General features: G+C 72.9%; 16 protein-coding genes and 1 pseudogene. 10 read left to right on the top strand and 7 right to left on the bottom strand.

Going from position 1 to position 20,077, the window contains the following annotated elements; translation table 11 throughout:
* Window positions 1-10: 10 nt before the first annotated feature.
* The 3 genes from C6376_RS05075 to C6376_RS05065 all read left to right on the top strand — a co-directional run bounded on the left by C6376_RS05075 (window position 11) and on the right by C6376_RS05065 (window position 2,615).
* A complete protein-coding gene (locus tag C6376_RS05075) occupies window positions 11-514 on the top strand; it encodes a DUF3017 domain-containing protein (protein WP_107448782.1) in 504 nt (167 codons plus the stop codon).
* 226 nt (window positions 515-740) lie between these two features.
* A complete protein-coding gene (locus C6376_RS05070) occupies window positions 741-1,187 on the top strand; it encodes a helix-turn-helix transcriptional regulator (protein WP_107442301.1) in 447 nt (148 codons plus the stop codon).
* Between the two features lie 438 nt (window positions 1,188-1,625).
* A complete protein-coding gene (locus C6376_RS05065; protein WP_107442300.1) occupies window positions 1,626-2,615 on the top strand; it encodes a malate dehydrogenase in 990 nt (329 codons plus the stop codon).
* A 64-nt stretch (window positions 2,616-2,679) separates the two neighbouring features.
* Here C6376_RS05065 and C6376_RS05060 read toward each other — a convergent pair whose 3' ends face one another.
* Window positions 2,680-2,877 (bottom strand): DUF397 domain-containing protein, encoded by a 198-nt coding sequence (locus tag C6376_RS05060; RefSeq protein WP_107442299.1) that lies wholly within the window; start codon window positions 2,875-2,877, stop codon window positions 2,680-2,682.
* Window positions 2,859-3,701, bottom strand: coding sequence for a helix-turn-helix transcriptional regulator (locus C6376_RS05055; RefSeq protein ID WP_107442298.1), 843 nt, complete (start codon window positions 3,699-3,701; stop codon window positions 2,859-2,861). The genes C6376_RS05060 and C6376_RS05055 overlap by 19 nt, the downstream gene beginning before the upstream one ends.
* Window positions 3,702-3,948: 247 nt before the next feature.
* Between C6376_RS05055 and C6376_RS05050 the strand changes: the two genes are divergently transcribed.
* From C6376_RS05050 to C6376_RS05020, 7 genes and pseudogenes are all read left to right on the top strand, one after another.
* A complete protein-coding gene (locus C6376_RS05050) occupies window positions 3,949-5,487 on the top strand; it encodes an aldehyde dehydrogenase family protein (protein ID WP_107442297.1) in 1,539 nt (512 codons plus the stop codon).
* Window positions 5,488-5,559: 72 nt separating this feature from the next.
* Window positions 5,560-7,092 carry a GMC family oxidoreductase gene (locus C6376_RS05045; protein ID WP_107442296.1) on the top strand — a complete coding sequence of 511 codons (1,533 nt, stop codon included), beginning with the start codon at window positions 5,560-5,562 and terminating at the stop codon, window positions 7,090-7,092.
* On the top strand, window positions 7,089-8,204 hold the full coding sequence (locus tag C6376_RS05040; protein WP_107442295.1) for a glycine betaine/L-proline ABC transporter ATP-binding protein: 1,116 nt from the start codon (window positions 7,089-7,091) through the stop codon (window positions 8,202-8,204). Before C6376_RS05045 ends, C6376_RS05040 begins: the two co-directional genes overlap by 4 nt.
* Window position 8,205: 1 nt before the next feature.
* Entirely contained in the window at window positions 8,206-10,173 is a 1,968-nt protein-coding gene (locus C6376_RS05035) for a proline/glycine betaine ABC transporter permease (RefSeq protein WP_107442294.1), read from the top strand.
* A gap of 1 nt (window position 10,174) precedes the next feature.
* On the top strand, window positions 10,175-11,131 hold the full coding sequence (locus tag C6376_RS05030; RefSeq protein WP_107442293.1) for an ABC transporter substrate-binding protein: 957 nt from the start codon (window positions 10,175-10,177) through the stop codon (window positions 11,129-11,131).
* 159 nt (window positions 11,132-11,290) lie between these two features.
* A pseudogene (locus C6376_RS05025) lies at window positions 11,291-11,970 on the top strand (aminotransferase class I/II-fold pyridoxal phosphate-dependent enzyme); the annotation flags it as partial.
* Between the two features lie 32 nt (window positions 11,971-12,002).
* On the top strand, window positions 12,003-12,488 hold the full coding sequence (locus C6376_RS05020; RefSeq protein WP_107442292.1) for a carboxymuconolactone decarboxylase family protein: 486 nt from the start codon (window positions 12,003-12,005) through the stop codon (window positions 12,486-12,488).
* Window positions 12,489-12,644: 156 nt separating this feature from the next.
* Here C6376_RS05020 and C6376_RS05015 read toward each other — a convergent pair whose 3' ends face one another.
* The 5 genes from C6376_RS05015 to pabB are packed head-to-tail and all read right to left on the bottom strand — an operon-like array spanning window position 12,645 to window position 20,077.
* The gene (locus tag C6376_RS05015; RefSeq protein WP_107448781.1) at window positions 12,645-13,439 is read right to left on the bottom strand and encodes an aminotransferase class IV; all 795 of its coding nucleotides are present in this window, start codon (window positions 13,437-13,439) and stop codon (window positions 12,645-12,647) included.
* A gap of 47 nt (window positions 13,440-13,486) precedes the next feature.
* A complete protein-coding gene (locus C6376_RS05010; RefSeq protein ID WP_107442291.1) occupies window positions 13,487-14,674 on the bottom strand; it encodes an FAD-dependent monooxygenase in 1,188 nt (395 codons plus the stop codon).
* Window positions 14,671-16,239 carry a class I adenylate-forming enzyme family protein gene (locus C6376_RS05005; protein ID WP_107442290.1) on the bottom strand — a complete coding sequence of 523 codons (1,569 nt, stop codon included), beginning with the start codon at window positions 16,237-16,239 and terminating at the stop codon, window positions 14,671-14,673. Before C6376_RS05005 ends, C6376_RS05010 begins: the two co-directional genes overlap by 4 nt.
* A gap of 41 nt (window positions 16,240-16,280) precedes the next feature.
* Entirely contained in the window at window positions 16,281-17,903 is a 1,623-nt protein-coding gene (locus C6376_RS05000) for a benzoate-CoA ligase family protein (RefSeq protein WP_107442289.1), read from the bottom strand.
* Window positions 17,900-20,077 carry an aminodeoxychorismate synthase component I gene (gene pabB / locus C6376_RS04995; protein ID WP_107442288.1) on the bottom strand — a complete coding sequence of 726 codons (2,178 nt, stop codon included), beginning with the start codon at window positions 20,075-20,077 and terminating at the stop codon, window positions 17,900-17,902. The genes C6376_RS05000 and pabB overlap by 4 nt, the downstream gene beginning before the upstream one ends.

The raw sequence follows: 20,077 nt of genomic DNA, 5'->3' as shown, positions 1-20,077 counted from the left end.
GGCCGACGACATGGACGGGTCGGACGGCCGTATCGCCGGCGGGGGCGGCCACGGGGTCGAGGGCGGCGACGACATCGAGGTGCGGGATCCGATCAGCGCGCCCGACGCCGACGGCGTACCGCGCCGCACCACCCGCCGCTTCCCCAAGTTCACCCGGGACACCGCGCGTCCCGAGGGTGCCGGGAGGGCGGCGCCGGGCGACGCGCTGGCCGCCCGGCAGTGGCCGATCATCGCCGTGCTGGGCATCGTCGCACTCGGTCTGCTGGTGACGGCGCTCGACGTGTTCCGGATCGGCACCATCCTGATCGGCGTCGGACTGCTGACCGGCGCGGTCCTGCGCTGGCTGCTGCCCGGCGTCGGCATGCTCGCGGTGCGCTCCCGCTTCACCGACATCGTGACCTACGGGGTGCTCGGCACGGTCATCGTCCTGCTGGCGCTGATGGCGCAGCCGGAACCGTTGCTGCAGATCCCGTTCCTCAAGGACACCCTGCACTTCACGGTCAGCAGCAACTGACCGCACGCGACCGGCGGCCCGTCCTCATCCCCCGAGAAGGACGGGCCGCCGACGTGTGCCACGCTCTCGCATCGCGAACGGCCTGTTCAACAGCTGTCCGGACGCTGTGGCACGGAAGTGACCGTTCCGCTACCCTGCGCGCGCCCGGGCACGGTCGCCGCCGTCAGCGGAACCGACCTGCCGTCCCGCGTCGTCCCCTCAACGAACCGAAGGGAAGGTGGGCGGGATGGGCGCCTGGCAGCCGCTGCCGGACGGGCTGCCGTCGGAGGTGCGGCACTTCGTGGAGCAGTTGCGGCAGCTCAAGGACGGTACGGGCCTCAGTCTTGCCGCACTCGGCGCGCGCACCGCGTACAGCAAGTCCTCCTGGCAGCGTTACCTCAACGCCGTCCAGCCGCCGCCCCGGCAGGCCGTCGCCGCGCTGTGCCGGGTCGCGGGACTGGCCGGTGCGGAGGCCGAACGGCACGTCGTCCGCTGGGAGCTGGCGGTCGAGGCCTGGCCGCGCCCGGCACCGGCCGACCCGACCGAGGCATACCAGGAGGATCCGACGGTTCCCTGGTGGGACCGTCCGGAGGAGCCCGCACCCGGATCGGCCGGACGCCTCCTGCTCTACGCGGCCCTGCTCCTGCTGGCGCTGCTGCTCGCCGTTGTCGGCGGCGCGCTCGTCCTCGGCTGAGCCGGATCCCCCGACGGAGGCGGGCCTACGGGCCGACAGCGGGCCGGGCCGGGCGGGGGAGCGACGCCGGGCCGGACGGGCTGCACGCCCTGGGACGGACGCGCGGAACCGGCGGAGAAAAAAGCCGCCCGCACAGGAATAGCCGCCTCCACTCCGGGAAGGCGAACCGGTACCCCCACGGGAGTCCGGCGCGACCCGGCACCCCCACACGGCGGCCGCCGATCCCCCTCTCCCGGACCGGCGGCCGCCGCTTCGTGCGGGTCTCCCGTACGCCGAGAGGCACTCTGTGAAGCGGGCCACACAGCCCCGGACGTCCGGCATCCCGGATGCGCGATAGCCTGACCGCTGATCGGATCTCTTGATGCCAAGAGATCGATCATTTGTACGTCCCACCCGGGGCAGGGACGCCCCACCGACAGCTGTCATACGGAGAACGCCATGACCCGCACTCCCGTGAACGTCACCGTGACCGGCGCGGCCGGCCAGATCGGTTACGCCCTGCTCTTCCGCATCGCCTCCGGCCAGCTGCTCGGCGCGGACGTGCCGGTCAGGCTGCGCCTGCTGGAGATCACCCCGGCGCTCAAGGCCGCCGAGGGCACCGCCATGGAGCTGGACGACTGCGCGTTCCCGCTGCTCCAGGGCATCGACATCACCGACGATGCCAACGTCGCCTTCGACGGCGCCAACGTGGCCCTCCTCGTCGGCGCCCGCCCGCGTACCAAGGGCATGGAGCGCGGCGACCTCCTCGAGGCCAACGGCGGCATCTTCAAGCCGCAGGGCAAGGCCATCAACGACCACGCCGCGGACGACATCAAGGTCCTCGTCGTCGGCAACCCGGCCAACACCAACGCCCTGATCGCCCAGGCCGCCGCGCCGGACGTACCGGCCGAGCGCTTCACCGCGATGACCCGCCTCGACCACAACCGCGCGCTGACCCAGCTCGCGAAGAAGACGGGCTCGACGGTCGCCGACATCAAGCGTCTGACCATCTGGGGCAACCACTCGGCCACCCAGTACCCGGACATCTTCCACGCCACGATCGCCGGCAAGAACGCCGCCGAGGTCGTGGGCGACGAGAAGTGGCTGGCGGAGGACTTCATCCCGACCGTCGCCAAGCGCGGCGCGGCCATCATCGAGGCGCGTGGCGCGTCCTCCGCGGCGTCGGCCGCCAACGCCGCCATCGACCACGTCCACACGTGGGTCAACGGCACCGCCGAGGGCGACTGGGCCTCCATGGGCATCCCGTCGGACGGCTCCTACGGCGTCCCGGAGGGCCTGATCTCCTCCTTCCCGGTCACCGTGAAGGACGGCGTCTACGAGATCGTCCAGGGCCTGGACGTCAACGAGTTCTCCCGCACCCGCATCGACGCGTCGGTGCAGGAGCTGGCGGAGGAGCGCGAGGCGGTTCGCGCACTCGGCCTGATCTGAGCCTGAACACCAGCGATCCCCGGACGGTCCGACCGTCCGGGGATCGCTTGCGTCCGGCTTGCGTTCAGCTCTGCTTGAGGGCGCTGACGAAGCTCGCCCAGGCATCGGCGCCGAAGAGGACCGCTCCGCGCTCGGGGGTCTTGCTGTCCCGGACGGGGACGACGGCCGGCACGTGGTCGGCGACTTCGAGGCACTGGCCGCCGTCGGGATTGCTGTAGCTGGACTTGCGCCAGGTGACGTGGCTCAGGTCGATGGCTCGCACGGCACTTCCTCCAACATTCGCATGATGAACTTTCGTGACTCGACCAGAGAAAACGCCAGGTCGCGCATCGCATCGTAACGCCGCTGAAGCCGCTCAACTGCCTGGGTTTCAGCGATGAGTTCGCCCCGGTGAGCGTTTTCGGCGTACGCCACGGTGGTCCCGTCCGGCAGACGCAGGAACATCATGTCCGTGCTGACGAGTCCATACAGACCGGCCCTCATCGGCAGTACCTGCAGCGCGATGCCCGGACGCTCCGACGCCTCCAACAGGGACTCCAACTGGCCCCGCCAGGCCTTGGCGTCCTTCAAGGGCGTTCGCAGCACCGCCTCGGAGAGAAGGGCGCGAAACGGTGGTGCGTCGTCGCCTTCCAGCAACTTCCTTCGGCCCGTGCGGGCTTCGACCTGTTGCTCCAGTTCCGGCCCCTTGAGGCCGCCCAGCGTGAGCACTTCGCGCGCGTACTCCGCCGTCTGAAGCACGCCCGGCAGGATGCTTACGCCGTAGTGCCACAGGCTCAGTGCCTCGGCCTCCAGGTCCATGTATCTCCGGTACTGCTCCTTGAACTGGCTGTTGTCGCCCATCGCGACTTCCCACAGGGCCAGCAGCAGTCCCGGTGTTCCGTAGTGGGTGTCCAGCGCTTCGACGACCTCCGGGCTGCCCAGGTTCGTGCCGCTCTCCATCTTGCCCAGCGTCGACGCGTCCCAGCCCAGGTGCTCGGCCAGCTCCCGCAGGCTCTCCCCGCGGCCGTTGCGCAACAGCCGCAGTTCCTCCGCGAAACGTTTGCGGGGCTGCTGGCTGCGGCCGGTGACCACTCGTCTCGCAGGCATGGGGCGACTCCTTCGCGGCTCTGCGTGTCAGCAGGGACACGAAGAGTAGTTCAACTCTCTGTTGACTTCCGTCCAGTCGACCATCCCGGTACTATTTGTCCATTTATGCGCCCAAGTTCCGTGGCGCGGGGCACTTTCGGCCGCGAATTGCGCATGCAATCCGAGGTCGGGGGCAGGTGGACGCGGTCCCCCGTGTGACCCGGGGTGACACAGGGGGACGAAACAGGAACGGAAGGCAACGCCGATCATGGCCGACAGGACCGAACCGCTGCACACGCCGGAGCTGCGGGAGCACCGGACGATTCACTCGGGCGGAGAATGGCGGGAAGCCGTCTCCGGCGCCACCCGCGAGATCATCGACCCCGCGGACGGCCGTCCCTTCGCCGTGGTCGCCGAAGGCGACGAGAAGGACACCGACCTGGCGGTCGCGGCCGCCCGTGCCGCCTTCGACGAGGGCGCGTGGCCGCGCACCCCCGCCGCCGAGCGCGCGGCCCTGCTGTACCGGGTCGCCGACCTCCTCGTCCGCGACCGCGAACGGCTCGGCCTGCTGGAGAGCCGGGACGCGGGCAAGACGCTCGAAGAGGGCCGTGTCGACATCGACTGCGTCGCCGACGCCTTCCGTTACTTCGCCGGTCTGGTGGCCGCCGAGTCGTCGGGCCGGGTGGTGGACGCGGGATCGGCCGACGTCCACAGCGTCGTCGTCCATGAGCCGGTCGGCGTGTGCGCGCTGATCACGCCCTGGAACTATCCGCTGCTGCAGGCGAGTTGGAAGATCGCTCCGGCGCTGGCCGCCGGCAACTCCTTCGTCGTCAAGCCGAGCGAGATCACGCCGCTGACCACCGTGGCGCTGATCGACCTGCTCGCCGAGGCGGGGCTGCCCGCCGGCGTCGCGAACCTCGTCACCGGTCCCGGGCACACGGTCGGCTCCCGGCTCGCCGAACACCCCGACGTCGACCTGGTGTCGTTCACCGGCGGCCTGGTCAGCGGCACGAAGGTCGCGCAGGCGGCCGCCCCGACCGTCAAGAAGGTCGCCCTCGAACTCGGCGGCAAGAACCCCAACGTGGTCTTCGCCGACGCCTGTGCCACCGCCGAGGGCTTCGACACCGCCGTCGACCAGGCCCTCAACGCGGCCTTCATCCACAGCGGCCAGGTCTGCTCGGCGGGCTCGCGGCTCATCGTCGAGGAGTCCGTCCGGGATCGTTTCGTCGCCGAACTCGCCCGCCGCGCCGGGAAGATCCGGCTCGGACGCGGCACCGAGGACGGAGTCGAGTGCGGCCCGCTCGTCTCCGAGCAGCAGCGCGCCAAGACCGAGGAGTACGTGGCCTCCGCCCTCGCCGAGGGCGCCGTGCTGCGTTCCGGCGGCCGCCGGCCCGAACCCTCCCCGCAGCGGCCCGAGTCGGGCTACTTCTACGAGCCCACCGTCCTCGACCGCTGCCACCGCGAGATGCGCGTCGTGCGGGAGGAGGTCTTCGGACCGGTCCTCACCGTCGAGACCTTCCGCACCGAGGACGAGGCCGTCGCTCTCGCCAACGACACCGAGTACGGCCTCGCCGGCGGCGTCTGGACCGCCGACGCGGGCCGTGCGCGGCGGGTCGCCGGCCGACTGCGCCACGGCACCGTCTGGATCAACGACTTCCACCCCTATCTGCCGCAGGCGGAGTGGGGCGGCTTCGGCAAGAGCGGCGTGGGACGCGAACTCGGCCCGGCCGGACTCGCCGAGTACCGCGAGGCCAAGCACGTGTACCAGAACCTCGCGCCCAAGCCCGTCCGCTGGTTCGCGGGCTGACCCGCCCGCAGGCCCCGCCTCCCGCCCCGAACGCGCTTCGCACAGACTTCGCACGCCCCTGGAGTACCCCTCATGCCACAGACCTCACCCGTCTATGACTACGTGATAGTCGGAGGCGGAACCGCCGGTTCCGTCATCGCCTCACGGCTCACCGAGAACCCCGACACCACCGTCGCCGTCATCGAGGGCGGCCCCAGCGACGTCGGCCGCGACGACGTCCTCACCCTGCGCCGCTGGACGGGCCTGCTCGGCGGCGAGCTCGACTACGACTACCCCACCACCGAGCAGCCGCGCGGCAACTCCCACATCCGGCACAGCCGGGCGCGCGTCCTCGGCGGCTGCTCCTCCCACAACACCCTCATCGCGTTCAAGCCGCTGCCGTCCGACTTCGACGAGTGGGAGGCGGCCGGCGCCGAGGGCTGGGGAGCGGTCCCGATGGAGGCGTACTACGCGCGCCTGCTGAACAACATCGTCCCGGTCGACGAGAAGGACCGCAACGCCGTCGCCCGCGACTTCGTCGACGCCGCGCAGCAGGCGACCGGAGTCCCGCGCGTCGAGGGATTCAACAGCAAGCCCTTCGACGACGGCGTCGGCTTCTTCGACCTCGCCTACCACCCCGAGACCAACAAGCGGTCGTCCGCCTCCGTCGCCTACCTCCACCCGGTGATGGACGAACGTCCCAACCTCACGATCCTCCTGGAGACCTGGGCGTACCGGCTCGAGCTGGACGGCACCCACGCGCGGGGCGTGCACGTACGCACCCAGGACGGCGAGGAGATCCTCGTCCGCGCGCGGCGCGAGGTCGTGCTCTGCGCCGGCGCGATCGACTCGCCCCGGCTGCTGCTGCACTCCGGCATCGGTCCCAAGGCCGACCTGGACGCGCTCGGCATACCCGTCGTCCACAACCTGCCGGGCGTCGGCGAGAACCTGCTCGACCACCCCGAGTCGGTCATCGTCTGGGAGACCCACGGGCCGCTCCCGGAGAACTCCGCGATGGACTCCGACGCGGGTCTGTTCGTGCGCCGCGACCCCGAGCACGCGGGCCCGGACCTGATGTTCCACTTCTACCAGGTCCCCTTCACCGACAACCCGGAGCGGCTCGGCTACGAACGCCCGGCGCACGGCGTGTCGATGACCCCCAACATCCCCAAGCCGAAGTCCCGCGGACGGCTCTCCCTGCAGAGCGCCGACCCGGCGGTCAAGCCCGCCCTGGACTTCCGCTACTTCACCGACGAGGACGACCACGACGGCCGCACCCTCGTCGACGGCATCCGCATCGCCCGCGAGATCGCGAAGACCGAGCCGCTGGCCCGCTGGCTCAAGCGCGAGGTCGCCCCCGGCCCGCACATCACGGGCGACGAGGAGCTGAGCGAGTACGCGCGCAAGGTCGCGCACACCGTCTACCACCCTGCCGGCACCTGCAAGATGGGCGCCGCCCACGACGAACTCGCCGTCGTGGACCCCCAGTTGCGTATCCGTGGACTGGACGGCATCCGCATCGCGGACGCCTCCGTGTTCCCGACCATGACAGCCGTGAACCCGATGATCGGCGTGCTGATGGTCGGCGAACGGGCCGTGGACCTGATCGGAGGCGATGCCCGATGAGCACCGACACCAACACCGGCACCGACACCAGTACCAGTACCGACACGACCGCCCGCACGAGCATCGAGGAGCGTCCGCCGGTCTTCTCGGTGGACGGCCTGTGGAAGGTGTTCGGCCCCAAGGCCGACACCGTCCCCGCCGACCCCGAGCTGGCCTCCCTGCCCCCCGCCGAGCTCCGCTCCCGCACCGGCTGCACCGCCGCCGTCCGGGACGTCTCCTTCGACGTGCGCAAGGGCGAGGTCTTCGTCGTCATGGGCCTGTCCGGCTCCGGCAAGTCCACCCTCGTGCGCTGCCTGACCCGGCTGATCGAGCCGACCGCCGGCAGCATCGCCATCGAGGGCGAGGACGTGCGCGCCATGGACAGGAACCGGCTGCGCGAACTGCGCCGGCACCGGGCCGCGATGGTCTTCCAGCACTTCGGCCTGCTCCCGCACCGCACCGTCGTCGACAACGTGGCCTACGGCCTGGAGATCCAGGGCGTCGGCAGGTCCGAGCGCCGCGCCCGGGCCCGGCAGGTCGTCGAGAAGGTCGGCCTGGAAGGCATGGAGCACCGCAGGCCCAGCGAGCTGTCCGGCGGGCAGCGCCAGCGCGTCGGACTGGCCCGCGCGCTCGCCGTGGACCCCGAGGTCCTGCTCTTCGACGAGCCGTTCAGCGCCCTCGACCCGCTGATCCGGCGCGACATGCAGGAGGAGGTCGTCCGGCTGCACCGGGAGGAGGGCCGCACGATGGTCTTCATCACCCACGACCTCAGCGAGGCACTCAAGCTCGGCGACCGCATCGCCCTCATGCGCGACGGCCGGGTGGTGCAGCTCGGCACCCCGGAGGAGATCGTCGGCTCGCCCGCCGACGACTACGTCCGCGAGTTCGTCCGCGACGTCCCGCGCGAGCAGGTCATGACGGTCCGCAGGGCCATGCGGGCCGGCGAGTGCGGCGGCCCCGGCCACCCGGGCGCGATCGCCGCCGACGCGGTCGTGGCCGAGGCGATCCAGGTCGTGTCGCGCAGCCACAAGCCCGCGTGCGTCGTGGAGGACGGCCGGTGTCTGGGGGTCGTCGATCACGAACGGCTCCTGGACGTCGTGGCCGGAACGGAGCTCCGCAAGGAGGCGGTCTGACATGGCTACGGTCACCGCACCCGCCCCCCGTGTCTCCCTGCCGGGGGTCCTCAAACACCGCTCGGTCGCCAAGCTCGCGCTGCTCGCGCTCGCCGCGGCGGTCCTCGTGCCGCTCGCCAACGCCCAGTGGGCCAGCGGCAGCTGGCCCGCCGCCCTCACCGTCGACCTCACCGAGCCGCTCGGCAGGGCCAGCGACTGGATCATCGACAACCGTGACAGCCACCCGCTGTTCCTCTACGGCTTCGGCTACGTCAGCAACGCGGTCGTGCTCTGCGTGCGGGCCGTCTACCTGGTGCTGCTCGCGGCCGGCTGGGCGGGCGTCACCACGGCCGCCGCGCTGATCGCCTGGCGGGTCGCCGGACTGCGGCTGGCCGTCGGCACCGGCGTCGCGTTCCTGGCCTGCGGACTGCTCGGCATGTGGATCCCGACCATGCAGACGCTCGCGCTGATGGTCGTCGCGGTCCTCGTGTCGGTCGCCGTCGGCGCCGTGCTCGGCCTCGCCGCCGGGCTCTCGGACCGGATGGACCGCGTCCTGCGCCCCGTCCTGGACACGATGCAGGTGCTGCCCGCGTTCGCGTACCTGCTCCCGGTCGTCCTGATCTTCGGCATCGGCGTCCCCGCGGCCGTCCTCGCCACCGTGGTCTACGCCGCGCCGCCGATGGCCCGGCTCACCTCGCTCGGTCTGCGCGGCGCCGACAAGGAGGTGCTGGAGGCCGTCGAGTCCTTGGGCGCCACCGCCCGCCAGCGCCTGCTCACCGCGCGCATCCCGCTGGCCCGCAAGGAGCTCCTGCTCGGCCTCAACCAGACGATCATGATGGCGCTGTCCATGGCGGTCATCGCCTCGGTGATCGGCGCGGGCGGCCTCGGCGACCGCGTCTACCAGGCGCTCGCCTCGGTCGACGTCGGCGCGGCCCTCGCCGCCGGCATCCCGATCGTCCTCCTCGCCGTCGTCCTGGACCGGGTCACCGGCGCGGCCGGCGACGGCGACGGCGAGCCCGGCGCCGGAACCCGGCGCGGCGGCCTCTCGCGCCGCGCGGGCTGGGCGGCCGCGCTCGCCGCGACCGTCGTGGTCGCGGTCGCCGTTCGGCTCGCGGGCCGCCTCGACTGGCCCGACGCCTGGACGCTGAACATCGCCGAGCCGGTCAACCGGGCCGTCGACTGGATGACCGCCCACCTCTACTCCGGGGTGCCCGTGGTCGGCGGCACCGCCGACTGGGCCGGCCACTTCACCACCTGGGTCCTCGACCCGCTGCGTGACGGCCTCCAGGGCCTGCCCTGGTGGTCGGTGCTGCTGATCGTCGCCGCGCTCGCCTGGGTGATCGGCACCTGGCGCACCGCGCTCACCGCCGTCCTCGCGATGGCCGCGATCGGTGTCCTCGGCGTGTGGAAGCCGTCGCTCGACACGCTGTCGCAGGTCCTCGCCGCGGTCGCCGTCACCCTCGTGCTGGGCTTCGCGACCGGTATCGCGGCCGCCCGCAGCGACCGCTTCGAACGGCTCCTGCGGCCCGTCCTCGACGTCTTCCAGACGATGCCGCAGTTCGTGTACCTGATCCCGGTCGTCGCGCTGTTCGGCGTCGGCCGCGCGCCCGCAGTGGCCGCCGCGGTCGTGTACGCGCTGCCCGCCGTCGTCCGCATCACCGCCCAGGGCCTGCGCCAGGTCGACCCGGCCGCCCTGGAGTCGGCCCGCTCGCTCGGCGCGAGCAGCGGCCAGCAGATCCGCCAGGTGCAACTCCCGCTGGCCCGCCCGGCCCTGCTGCTCGCCCTCAACCAGGGCGTGGTGCTGGTCCTCGCCGTCGTCATCATCGGCGGTCTGGTCGGCGGCGGCGCACTCGGCTACGACGTCGTCTTCGGCCTCGCCCAGGGCGACCTCGCCACCGGTCTCGTGGCCGGCGCGGCCATCGTCTGCCTCGGCCTGATGCTCGACCGGGTGACCCAGCCGACCGAACGCCGTACGAAGAAGGGGGCGTGACATGCGCATCCGTACCACCGCGACCGTGGCCGGCGCGTCCGCGCTGCTCCTGCTGACCGGCTGCGGCGCCGCCGACATGACCAAGCAGGCCTCGCCGTTCGCGAACGCGCAGGGCGCCAAGAGCCTCACCCTGTCCGTCCAGTCCTGGGTGGGCGCCCAGGCCAACGTGGCCGTCGCCCAGTACCTCCTCGAGCACGAGCTCGGCTACCGCGTCGACACCGTGCAGGTCGACGAGGTGCCCGCCTGGGACGCGCTCAGCCAGGGCCGGGTCGACGCGATCCTGGAGGACTGGGGCCACCCCGAGCAGGAACAGCGCTACGTCGAGGACAAGAAGACGATCACACCGGGCGGCGACCTCGGCGTGACCGGGCACATCGGCTGGTTCGTGCCGACGTACTTCGCGAAGCAGCACCCGGACGTCACGAACTGGAAGAACCTGAACAGGTACGCGGCGCAGTTCGCCACGCCGGAGAGCGGCGGCAAGGGCCAGCTCATGGACGGCTCGCCCTCCTACGTCACCAACGACAAGGCGCTGGTGAACAACCTGGACCTGGACTTCCAGGTCGTGTTCGCCGGCTCGGAGGCCGCCCAGATCACCCAGATGCGGCAGTTCGCCAAGCAGAAGAAGCCCTTCCTCACCTACTGGTACGCGCCGCAGTGGCTCTTCAAGAAGGTCCCGATGACCGAGGTGAAGCTGCCCGCCTACAAGGAGGGCTGCGACGCCGACCCGGAGAAGGTCGCCTGCGGCTACCCGCACACACCGCTGCAGAAGTACCTCAACGCCGGCTTCGCGAAGGACGGCGGGAAGGCGGCCGCCTTCCTCAAGAAGTTCAAGTGGACGACCGAGGACCAGAACGAGGTGTCCCTGGCCATCGCCGACCAGAAGATGACGCCGGAGGAGGCGGCGAAGCAGTGGGTGGACGGCCACGCCTCGAAGTGGAAGGCGTGGCTGTCCTGAGCGCCGTAAGGGCCGTGAGCGTCCGTGAGCGCGTAAGCGTCGTCAGGCCCTGAGGGCCTGGGCGCCGCTACGCCAGTGCGGCGCTGATCTCCCGCAGGGCGGCCGCCGCCCGCCGCTGGAGACCCGGCCCGAACGTGACGCGCGTGGCCCCGAGTTTCGGGCGTGCCGCTGCACCACGACCGCCGGGCGGCCGTCGTGGACTGGGCGCGGCGCACCGGCGGTCCGGTCCTGGAGGACGACTACGACGGCGAGTTCCGCTACGACCGCCAGTCCGTCGGCGCCCTCCAGGGCCTCGACCCCGAGCACGTGGTGTATCCGGGCACGGCGAGCAAGTCGCTGGCCCCCGGCCTGCGGCTGGGCTGGATGGTGCTGCCGCCGGGAGTGGCCGAGGAGGTGACGGAGGCCAAGGGCGGGGTGGACACCTGCGGGGTCCTCGACCAGCTGACACTCGCGGAGTTCATCGTCTCGGGCGCGTACGACCGTCATGTGCGGGCCATGCGCACGCGCTACCGCCGGCGCCGCGACGCGCTGGTCGGCGCCCTCGCCGAGAGCGGGCCCCGGCGATCCGGGTCACCGGCATCGCGGCGGGCCCGCACGCCGTCCTGCGCCTGCCGCCGGGTACGGAGGCGGCCGCGGTGCGGGCGGCGGCCCGGCAGGGTCTGGCGGTCGACGGTCTCGTCCCGCGTCATCGGCACGCCGGCGCGGTCGCCGCCCCGCTCGACGCCCCGGTCGTGGGGCACGCCACCCCGCCGGACCACGCGTGGTCCGGCGCGCTGGCCACCCTGTGTGCCGCTCTCCCTCTCGGTGACAACGGCTCCGGAATTCTTTTTCCCGGATAGATTTCCTGGAATTTCCCGGATACAGTCCCATCATGACGAACAGTAATTCCGTGTCCCGTGTGGCGCTCAAGAAGACAACCCCCGACGTCTCCGCGGCGATGGGTTCCCTGCACGGCGCCGCGGTTTCCGCCGCCCGGGACGCCAAGGTCGAACCCGAGATCCTGGAACTGGTCCGGATCCGTGCCTCGCAGCTCAACGGCTGCGCGTTCTGCCTCGACATGCACACCAAGGACGCCCGTGCCGAGGGCGAGACCGAGCAGCGCATCTACGCGCTGAGCGCCTGGCGGGAGACCCCGTTCTTCTCCGCGCGCGAGCGCGCCGCACTGGCGTTGACCGAGGCCGTGACCCTCGTGCACGACGGCCATGTGCCGGACGCGGTGTACGCCGAGGCGGCGGAGGTCTTCGACGAGGCGCAGCTCGCCGCGCTGATCTGGGCGGCCACCGTCATCAACGCCTACAACCGCATCGCCGTCGCGACGCGCATGGTGCCGGGCGCCTACCAGCCGGCGAAGAAATAACGAGAGAACCGCCAGAACCCGGAATGTCAGGGAAATAGCGGGGGAATTCGCGGAAACGCGGAATGCGGGCGCCGGTCATATCGTCCGGCGCCCGTATCCATGTTCCGTCGGCGGCCCTTCCCCGCTTTCCTCCGGGCTCTGCCCGTTCCCCTTTTCCTACATCCGTGGCAGCGGCTCGCTCTGCGATTCCAGCCACCGTCGCCACTCCACCGCCCGCACCGCCGGGCCGGGGGCGAGCGGACCTCCTACCCAGGCCGTGACCGGGCGGATGCCGTGCAGCGCGTTCACCAGCCACACCTCCCGGCCGTCCAGCTCGGCGGGCGTCCGCTCGCGGTGCACGACCCGGACGCCGAGCCGGTGGGCCCGTTCCAGGATCAGCTGCCCGGTCACCCCGGCCAGGACCGGCAGCCTGGGCGGCGGCAGACACAGCGTGTCGTCCTCCCACCACAGGACACTCGCGGTGGCCGCCTCCAGGACCGCGCCGGAGGACGCGACCAGCACCGCCTCCGTCGCGCCCGCGCCGGACGCCCGGCGGCGCACCCGGGCCAGCGCGTCGAGGTCGGGCCCCTTGCGGCGCGGCACGGTCCGCGGATCGGGCTGGCCCGCGGCCCAGACCCGGACGTCCGGCTCGAGCTGCGGGGCGTGCCGCAGCAGCAGCCGCAACTCCAGCGAACCGGCGGCGAGTTCCACCCGGGGGAACCACTCGCCGGACCGCGGCAGGGCGGCCGTCACGTCCCGCCAGAACTCCACCAGCCGGCGCAACGGCGGACCGCTGCACTCGCCGCAGGCTCGCAGGAACCGCTCCCGGTGCCGTTCCAGGCCGCGCACCCGGCCGTCGCGCACCAGCCACGAGTCCGCGACGAGCAGCCGCCCCCCGGCCTCGGCGGCGGGAGCCAGCCCCCCGGCCGACGTCCACCCCGACAGCCCCTCCACCGTCATCGCCCGCGTCATCGCCTGGGTCATCGCCTGTTCCTCTCCGGACCTTCCGCACGTTCCGCTCAGTACTTGCCGGCCGCCGCCGGTGCCCCGCCCCGGGGCCCGTACGGCGCGTGCTCCAGCCATGACCCGCACGAGGGCAGCACCGGCGCGAGGGCCGCCGCCGCCCGCTGCCGCAGCCGTACGGTCCGGCGCCGGGGGCGCAGATGCTCCAGCGCGAGCCCCGCGGCGGCGCTGTTGAACAGCCCCGCCGCCCGACGCGCCCCGGCGAACTCCTCGACGGCCCGGTCCGTGCCCGCGGCGACGGCGTCGGCCGCCGCCACCGCGTCGGCGATCCCGCTGTTCATGCCGCGCGCCCCGAACGGCGGGAACAGGTGCGCCGCCTCGCCGACCAGCAGCACCCGCCGGTGCGGATCGGTGAACGACGCGGCGACCTTGCGCAGGAAGCGGTACGTCGACACCCACAGGATCCGGCCGTCGTACCCGTCGCCGACCACCGCAGGCAGCCACCGCCGTACGGCCGCCTCGGTGCCGAAGGCCTCCTCCGGGTCGTCGTCGCGGCACTGCAGGTCGACCTGGAAGCCCCCGGTGAACGGCACCCGCATCACACTGCGGCCGCCCACCCCCGGATGCTCGTAGTGGAAGACCCGCTCCAGCGGCAGTTCGGCGCCGGGCACGTCGGCCACGTCCACCACGACGTGGAAGCCCTCGCCGCGCACGCCCTCCATGGCGATGCCCAGCCCGCGCCGGACCGCCGAGCGCGCCCCGTCGGCGGCGACGACGTGCCCGGCGTGCCACTCCCGCCCGTCCTCGCCGCTCAGCACCGCCCCGTCCGGCGTGGTGCGCACCTCCGTGACGCGTGCACCCCACGCGAACTCCACCCCCGCGCGGGCGCAGGCGGCGCGCAGGAACCGCTCGGTGTCCACCTGGCGCAGGCTGGTGAAGGGCGGCAGGGCCGTCGATGGGCCGGACCGGGGCGGGAACGTGCGGGCGTACACCTCACGGCCCCGGTACAGGGTCCGCCGGGTGTGCCAGGTGCTCCCGTAGGCGGTGATCTCGGCGGCCAGCCCCGGAGCCACCCCGTCGAGCAGCGCGAGGGTCTCGCGGTGCACGAACAGGGCGCGGCTGCCCGGCCGTTCGCGGTCCTCGGGGTCCGCCTCCAGCACCAGCGCCGGCAGCCCGTGCGCGCGCAGCGCGAGCGCCGCCGACAGACCGACGGGGCCCGCGCCCACGACGACGGCCGGGTTCACGCGTGCACGCTCCGCGGCGTCCCGGCCAGCAGGCGGGTGATCTCCACCCGCTTCACCTTCCAGGTCGCGGTCATCGGCAGTTCCTCGAACCGCCACTGCCGCGGCTCGGCCATCGCGGGCAGATCGGCCGTGGCCGCCCGCCAGCGCTCCGGATCGAGCGGCCGCTCGCCCCGCACGCACACCACCGGCACCGGCTCCCGGTCCGCGCCGGGCACGATGACCACCTCGCGCAGCTCCTCCAGACGCTCCATCAGCGCGTCCTCCACCTCCAGGCTGCTGTGCACGGCGTCGATCCGGTCGATCTCACGGTCGATCAGACGCAGCGCGCCCAGCCGGTTCAGGACGCCCATGTCGCCCATCTGCCACCACCCGTCGTCGAGCTGGCGCTCGTACTGCGCCCGCGCGCCGAGGTAGGTGAGGATGCGTCCCCGGGTGCGCGCCTCGATACGGCCGGGAGTGCCGGGCGCGACCGGCCGGCCGTCGGGGCCGGTGATCCGCAGCCGGGTGAAGCCGGGGATGCCCGTTCCGACCCGGCGGCCGTCCGCCCGCTGGGCGCTGCGCCGGGTGAACCACTGGACCGCGACCGGCCCCGTCTCGCTCTGCCCGTACAGCTGGACCAGCCAGGGCACACGGCGTGTCGACGCGCCCAGCAGCCGGCGCACGGTGCGCGGGTGGATCGCGTCGAACGTGGAGCCGTACGACTTCACCCGGGACAGCGGGGCGCCGGGCGCGTCGGCCAGCTCCTCCCACAGCACGAACGTGTTGGGGTGGGTCTCGACGATGCCGGGCCGGTGGCGGACCAGCAGCGGCCGTACGGCGGCCGGGTCCGGGTCGGTGATCAGCACCAGCGGGCTGCCGAAGCGCAGCAGGACGCCGAGCAGGTGGTAGAAGCGCGAGTGCACGAACGACATGTGCAGCGCGGCCGTCTCGCCGCGGGTGGGCCAGCCCATCGCCTGCTGCGGGACCAGCCGGTTCCACATGGTGTTCGGGCAGTGCACGGCCAGCTTGGGGACACCGGTGGTGCCGGAGCTGTGGGTGATCAGCGCGGGCTCTCGGGGGTGCAGTCGCACGGGCGCGGGAGGCCCGTCGGCGGTGAACCCGCCCAGCGGCTCGGCGCCGGGCGCGTCGTCGACGGACAGGGTCCTGCGCACGCGCACCCCGACGCCCTTGAGCGGGCCCTCCAGTTTGGCTCTGTCGGTGATCAGCCAGGGCTCCCGCAGCCGTTCCAGCAGCTGTCCGACGACCGGGCCCGCGAGTCCGGGGGAGAGCAGTACGGGCACCGCGCCGATGCGGGAGATCGCGCAGGTCAGCAGCACGATGTCGACGTTGTCCGTCTTGTGCAGGGCCACCTGCTCGGAGGGCCGCACACCGGCCGCCCACAGCCGGCCCGACAGCTCCTCGACCACGTCGGCGAGGACCGTGTAGTCGAGGTCGACGCCGAGGCCGGGGTGGGTGTCCAGCGGCCGGTCCAGGGTGACGAACACGGCGCCGTGCCGGTCGGCCGCCCGCCGGAACAGGGGGCCCAGATAGAACCCGCGGTCGGCGAGCAGGCGTTGCTGCGACATGTGACTGTTCCTTTCGGCCGTGCGGCGGGGACCCGTGGGGGTCACCACGCCCCCTGGCGGACCAGGTGGCGGCGGAGCTTTCCGGTGGCGGTGCGCGGCAGGGACGTCACGAAGCTGACGCTCCTGGGCACCTTGAAGGCGGCGAGGTGCTCGCGGGCCAGGGCGAGGAGGTCGTCCTCGAGGCCGGCGGCGACCGGGCCGGCGGGGACCACGAAGGCGCGCAGCCGGCTGGAGCCGAGCCCGTCCGTGACGGCGGCGACCGCGACCTCGCGCACCGCCGGACGGGTGCGCAGCACGGCCTCCACCTCCAGCGGGGAGACGGTGATCCCGCCGACCATCTCCATGTCGTCGGTGCGGCCCAGATGCCGGTAGGAGCCGTCCGGTTCGCGGCGGGCCCGGTCGTGGGTGGCCAGCCAGCCGCCGACCAGGGTGCGCGCGGTCTCCTCCGGCCGGTTCAGGTAGCCGGACGTCAGCGTCGGCCCGCGCACCCACATCTCCCCTTCCGCGCCGTCCGGCACCGGCCGCCCGGCCCGGTCGCGCAGCTCCACCTCGAACCCCGGCACGGGACGCCCGACGGTGCCGGGACGGTCGTGGCCGAGGCTGTTGGCGCAGAAGGCGTGACCGGCCTCGGTGGAGCCGATCTGCTCCAGCACGGGCGCGCCGAGCAGTTCGCCGACCCGGACGCCGAGCCCGTCCGGCAGGCCCTCGCCGGCCGACACCGCGGCGCGCACCGAGGCGAAGCAGTCCCCGTGCCCGCTGCCCCGGTCGGCGACCAGCGCCGCGTAGGCCGAGGGCACCGAGTAGAGGAGGGTGACCCGGTGCCGGGCGACGAGCTCGTCGACGGCGGCGGGCGTCGGACGGCGGTCCACCAGGACGGCTGACGACCCGGAGAACAGCGGGAAGACGAAGGCGTTGCCGAAGCCGTACGCGAAGTACAGCTTCGACACCGACAGGGTGACGTCCTCCTCGGTGATCCCGAGCAGCCGCCGGCCGATCAGGTCGTGGTACGCCTTCGGGTCGCCGTGCGCGTGCACGACGCCCTTCGGGCGGCCCGTGGTGCCGGAGGTGTACTGCACGTACAGCGGCGCGTGCGCGTCGACCGGGTGGACGGCGGCCGGCTCGGCGGCGGGGGCCAGTGCGAGGAGTTCGTCGGCGCCGAGCCGTGCCCGGCCGGCGAAGCGGTCCTCCAGGCCGGGCCCCGTCAGACAGAGCACGGCTTCGGTGTCCTCGGCCATGAACGCGTGCTCGGCGGCGGGCAGTTCGGGGTTGACCAGGACGGCGACGGCCCCGAGCCGGGCGACGCCGAGGAAGGCCGCCACCCACGCCACGCCGTCGGGCAGCGCGAGCAGCACCCGGTCGCCGGCCCGCACCCCGTGGTGCGCGAGCACCCCGGCCGCCCGGGCTCCGAGATCGTGCACCTCGCCGTGGGTCCAGTGCCGGTGTCCCTGGTGGAACGCGGCCCGCCCGGCCCAGCCCCGCCGCTCGGCGAGGTCGGCCAACTGCGCGGCCAGGTTGCCGGGCGTGTCGCCGTTGCGCCTCGGCCGGGGCACGGCCGGGGCGTGCGCGGCCGCCTCGGCGGGGGACACCGTCGTGACCCGGGGAGCTGTCGTGACCCGGAGAGCCGGAGTGGCCCGGGGAGCCGTGGTGGGGCGTCGCGTCGTCATCGGGCGGCCTCCTCGGCGGTGGCGGGGCCCGGCTGCGAGGCCGCGGCCCCGCCACCGGCGTCCTCCCGCAGGGCCCGCATCTGCGCGGCCGTCTTCAGCAGCATCTCGTCGTACTCGGCGACCGGATCGGAGCCGAGGACGATCGCTCCCCCGGCCCCCAGCTGCATCGAGCCGTCGGCGAGGACCGCGGTGCGGATGACGATGTTCAGGTCCGCGCCGCCGCTGCAGCCCAGATAGCCGAGCGCGCCCGCGTACACGCCGCGAGCCTGGGTCTCCAGTTCGTCGATGATCTCCATCGTGCGCAGCTTCGGCGCGCCGGTCATCGAGCCGCCGGGGAAGCAGGCGCGCACGCAGTCCACCGCGTCGGTGCCTTCGCGCAGCCGTCCCTCCACGGTGGAGACGAGCTGGTGCACGGTCGCGTACGTCTCGGCGGCCATGAGCCGGGAGACCCGCACGGTGCCGGTCCGGCAGACCCGTCCCAGGTCGTTGCGGAGCAGGTCGACGATCATCAGGTTCTCGGCGCGCGTCTTGGCGTCGGCCGCCAGCGCGTCCCGCAGCCGGGCGTCCTCCAGCGGATCGGCGCCGCGCGGCGCGGTGCCCTTGATGGGCTTGGCCTCGGCGACCCCGTCCCGGGTGATCCGCAGGAACCGCTCCGGTGAGGAGCCGGCCACGTCGAGGTCGCCGAATCGCAGGAAGGCCGCGTACGGGGCGGGGTTGACGCGGCGCAGCGTCCGGTAGAAGGCGAGGGCGTCGGCCGGTGCGGGCAGACGGGCGGCGTCGGTCAGGCAGATCTCGTAGCTGACGCCCGCCGCGAGCTCCCGCCGGCAGGCCGCGATGTCCGCGAGGTAGGTCTCCCGGTCCCGCACCAGCCACGGTTCGACGGCCCCGAGGTCCGCCTGCGTCGACGGCCCCGCAGCCGCGGGCCGCGCCCGGTCGGACTCCGCGGGCAGCGAGGTGAGCCGGGCCAGCGTGCCCTCGAGCCAGTCGGCGGCCTCCAGGGCGGCCTGCGGGGTGTCCTCGGCCAGGCAGACGGCGTAGGTGAAGCCCTCCTGGTGGTCCACCGCGACCAGCCGGTCGGCGAACAGCCAGCAGGCGTCCGGGACGGTGGAACGGTGCCGGTTCGGGGAGCCGCAGTCGGCCTTCGTCTCGTAGCCGAAGTAGCCGACGTAACCGCCGGTGAAGTCGAAGGGCAGGCCGGTGGCGTCGACCCGGCGGTTGGCGAGCTGCCGCTTGAGATAGTCGAAGACGCTCGCCCGGACCTTGCGCGTCGGCCGTCCGGCCCGCTCGATCTCGCAGCGCCCGGCCTCGACGTCGTACCGTACGAACTCGGCGAGCGGACCGCTGTCGTCGCCGAAGAACGAGAAGCGGGACAGACCGCGCTCGACCCGGGAGCTGTCCAGCCAGAACGCCCGGGGCGCGTCCGCGTGCAGCCGGGTGAAGGCGGCCTCCGCGTCGATCGCCACGGCGATGCGGCGGGTGTGCAGCCGGTAGGAGGGCCCGCTCGCCCGGCGCGGGCCGGGGACGGTCACCCGCTGCTGCGGCATCGCGGCTGCCGCGGGCGTGACCGCGGTGTTCTTCGTCCGCGTCTTGCGGGCCCGCTCGGCCGTGAGGTTGCGGAAGTTCACCAGCATCCGGTGGCCGTACTCGGTGAGCACCGACTCCGGGTGGAACTGCACGCCCCACAGCGGCCGTTCGCGGTGGCGCAGACCCATCAGGACGCCGTCCTCCGCCCAGGCCGTGGCCTCCAGGGAGTCGGGCAGCGGCTCGCGCACGGCCAGCGAGTGGTAGCGGACGGCGGTGAAGTTCTGGGGCAGCCCCTGGAACAGGTCCCGCTCGTCGTGCCGGACGGCCGACAGATGACCGTGCCGGGGCTGCGGTGCGGCCGACACCTGGCCGCCCTCCCCGAGCGCGATGCCCTGGTGGCCGAGGCAGACGCCGAGCACCGGCAGCGGGGACTCGGCCAGCACGCGGGCGCTGATGCCGAAGTCACGGGCCTTCGCCGGATGCCCGGGGCCCGGCGACACCACCACGTTGTCGAACGCCGTGAGGTCGGGGACGGCGTCCACCGGGGCGTCGTTGAGGATCACCACCGGCTCCTCGCCGTTGACCTCGGCGATCAGCTGGAACAGGTTGTACGTGTACGAGTCGTAATTGTCGATGAGCAGGGTTTTCAC

The sequence above is a fragment of the Streptomyces sp. P3 genome, assembly GCF_003032475.1.
In the GTDB taxonomy this organism is placed as follows: domain Bacteria; phylum Actinomycetota; class Actinomycetes; order Streptomycetales; family Streptomycetaceae; genus Streptomyces.
This window is presented reverse-complemented; position numbering and strand designations above follow the sequence as displayed.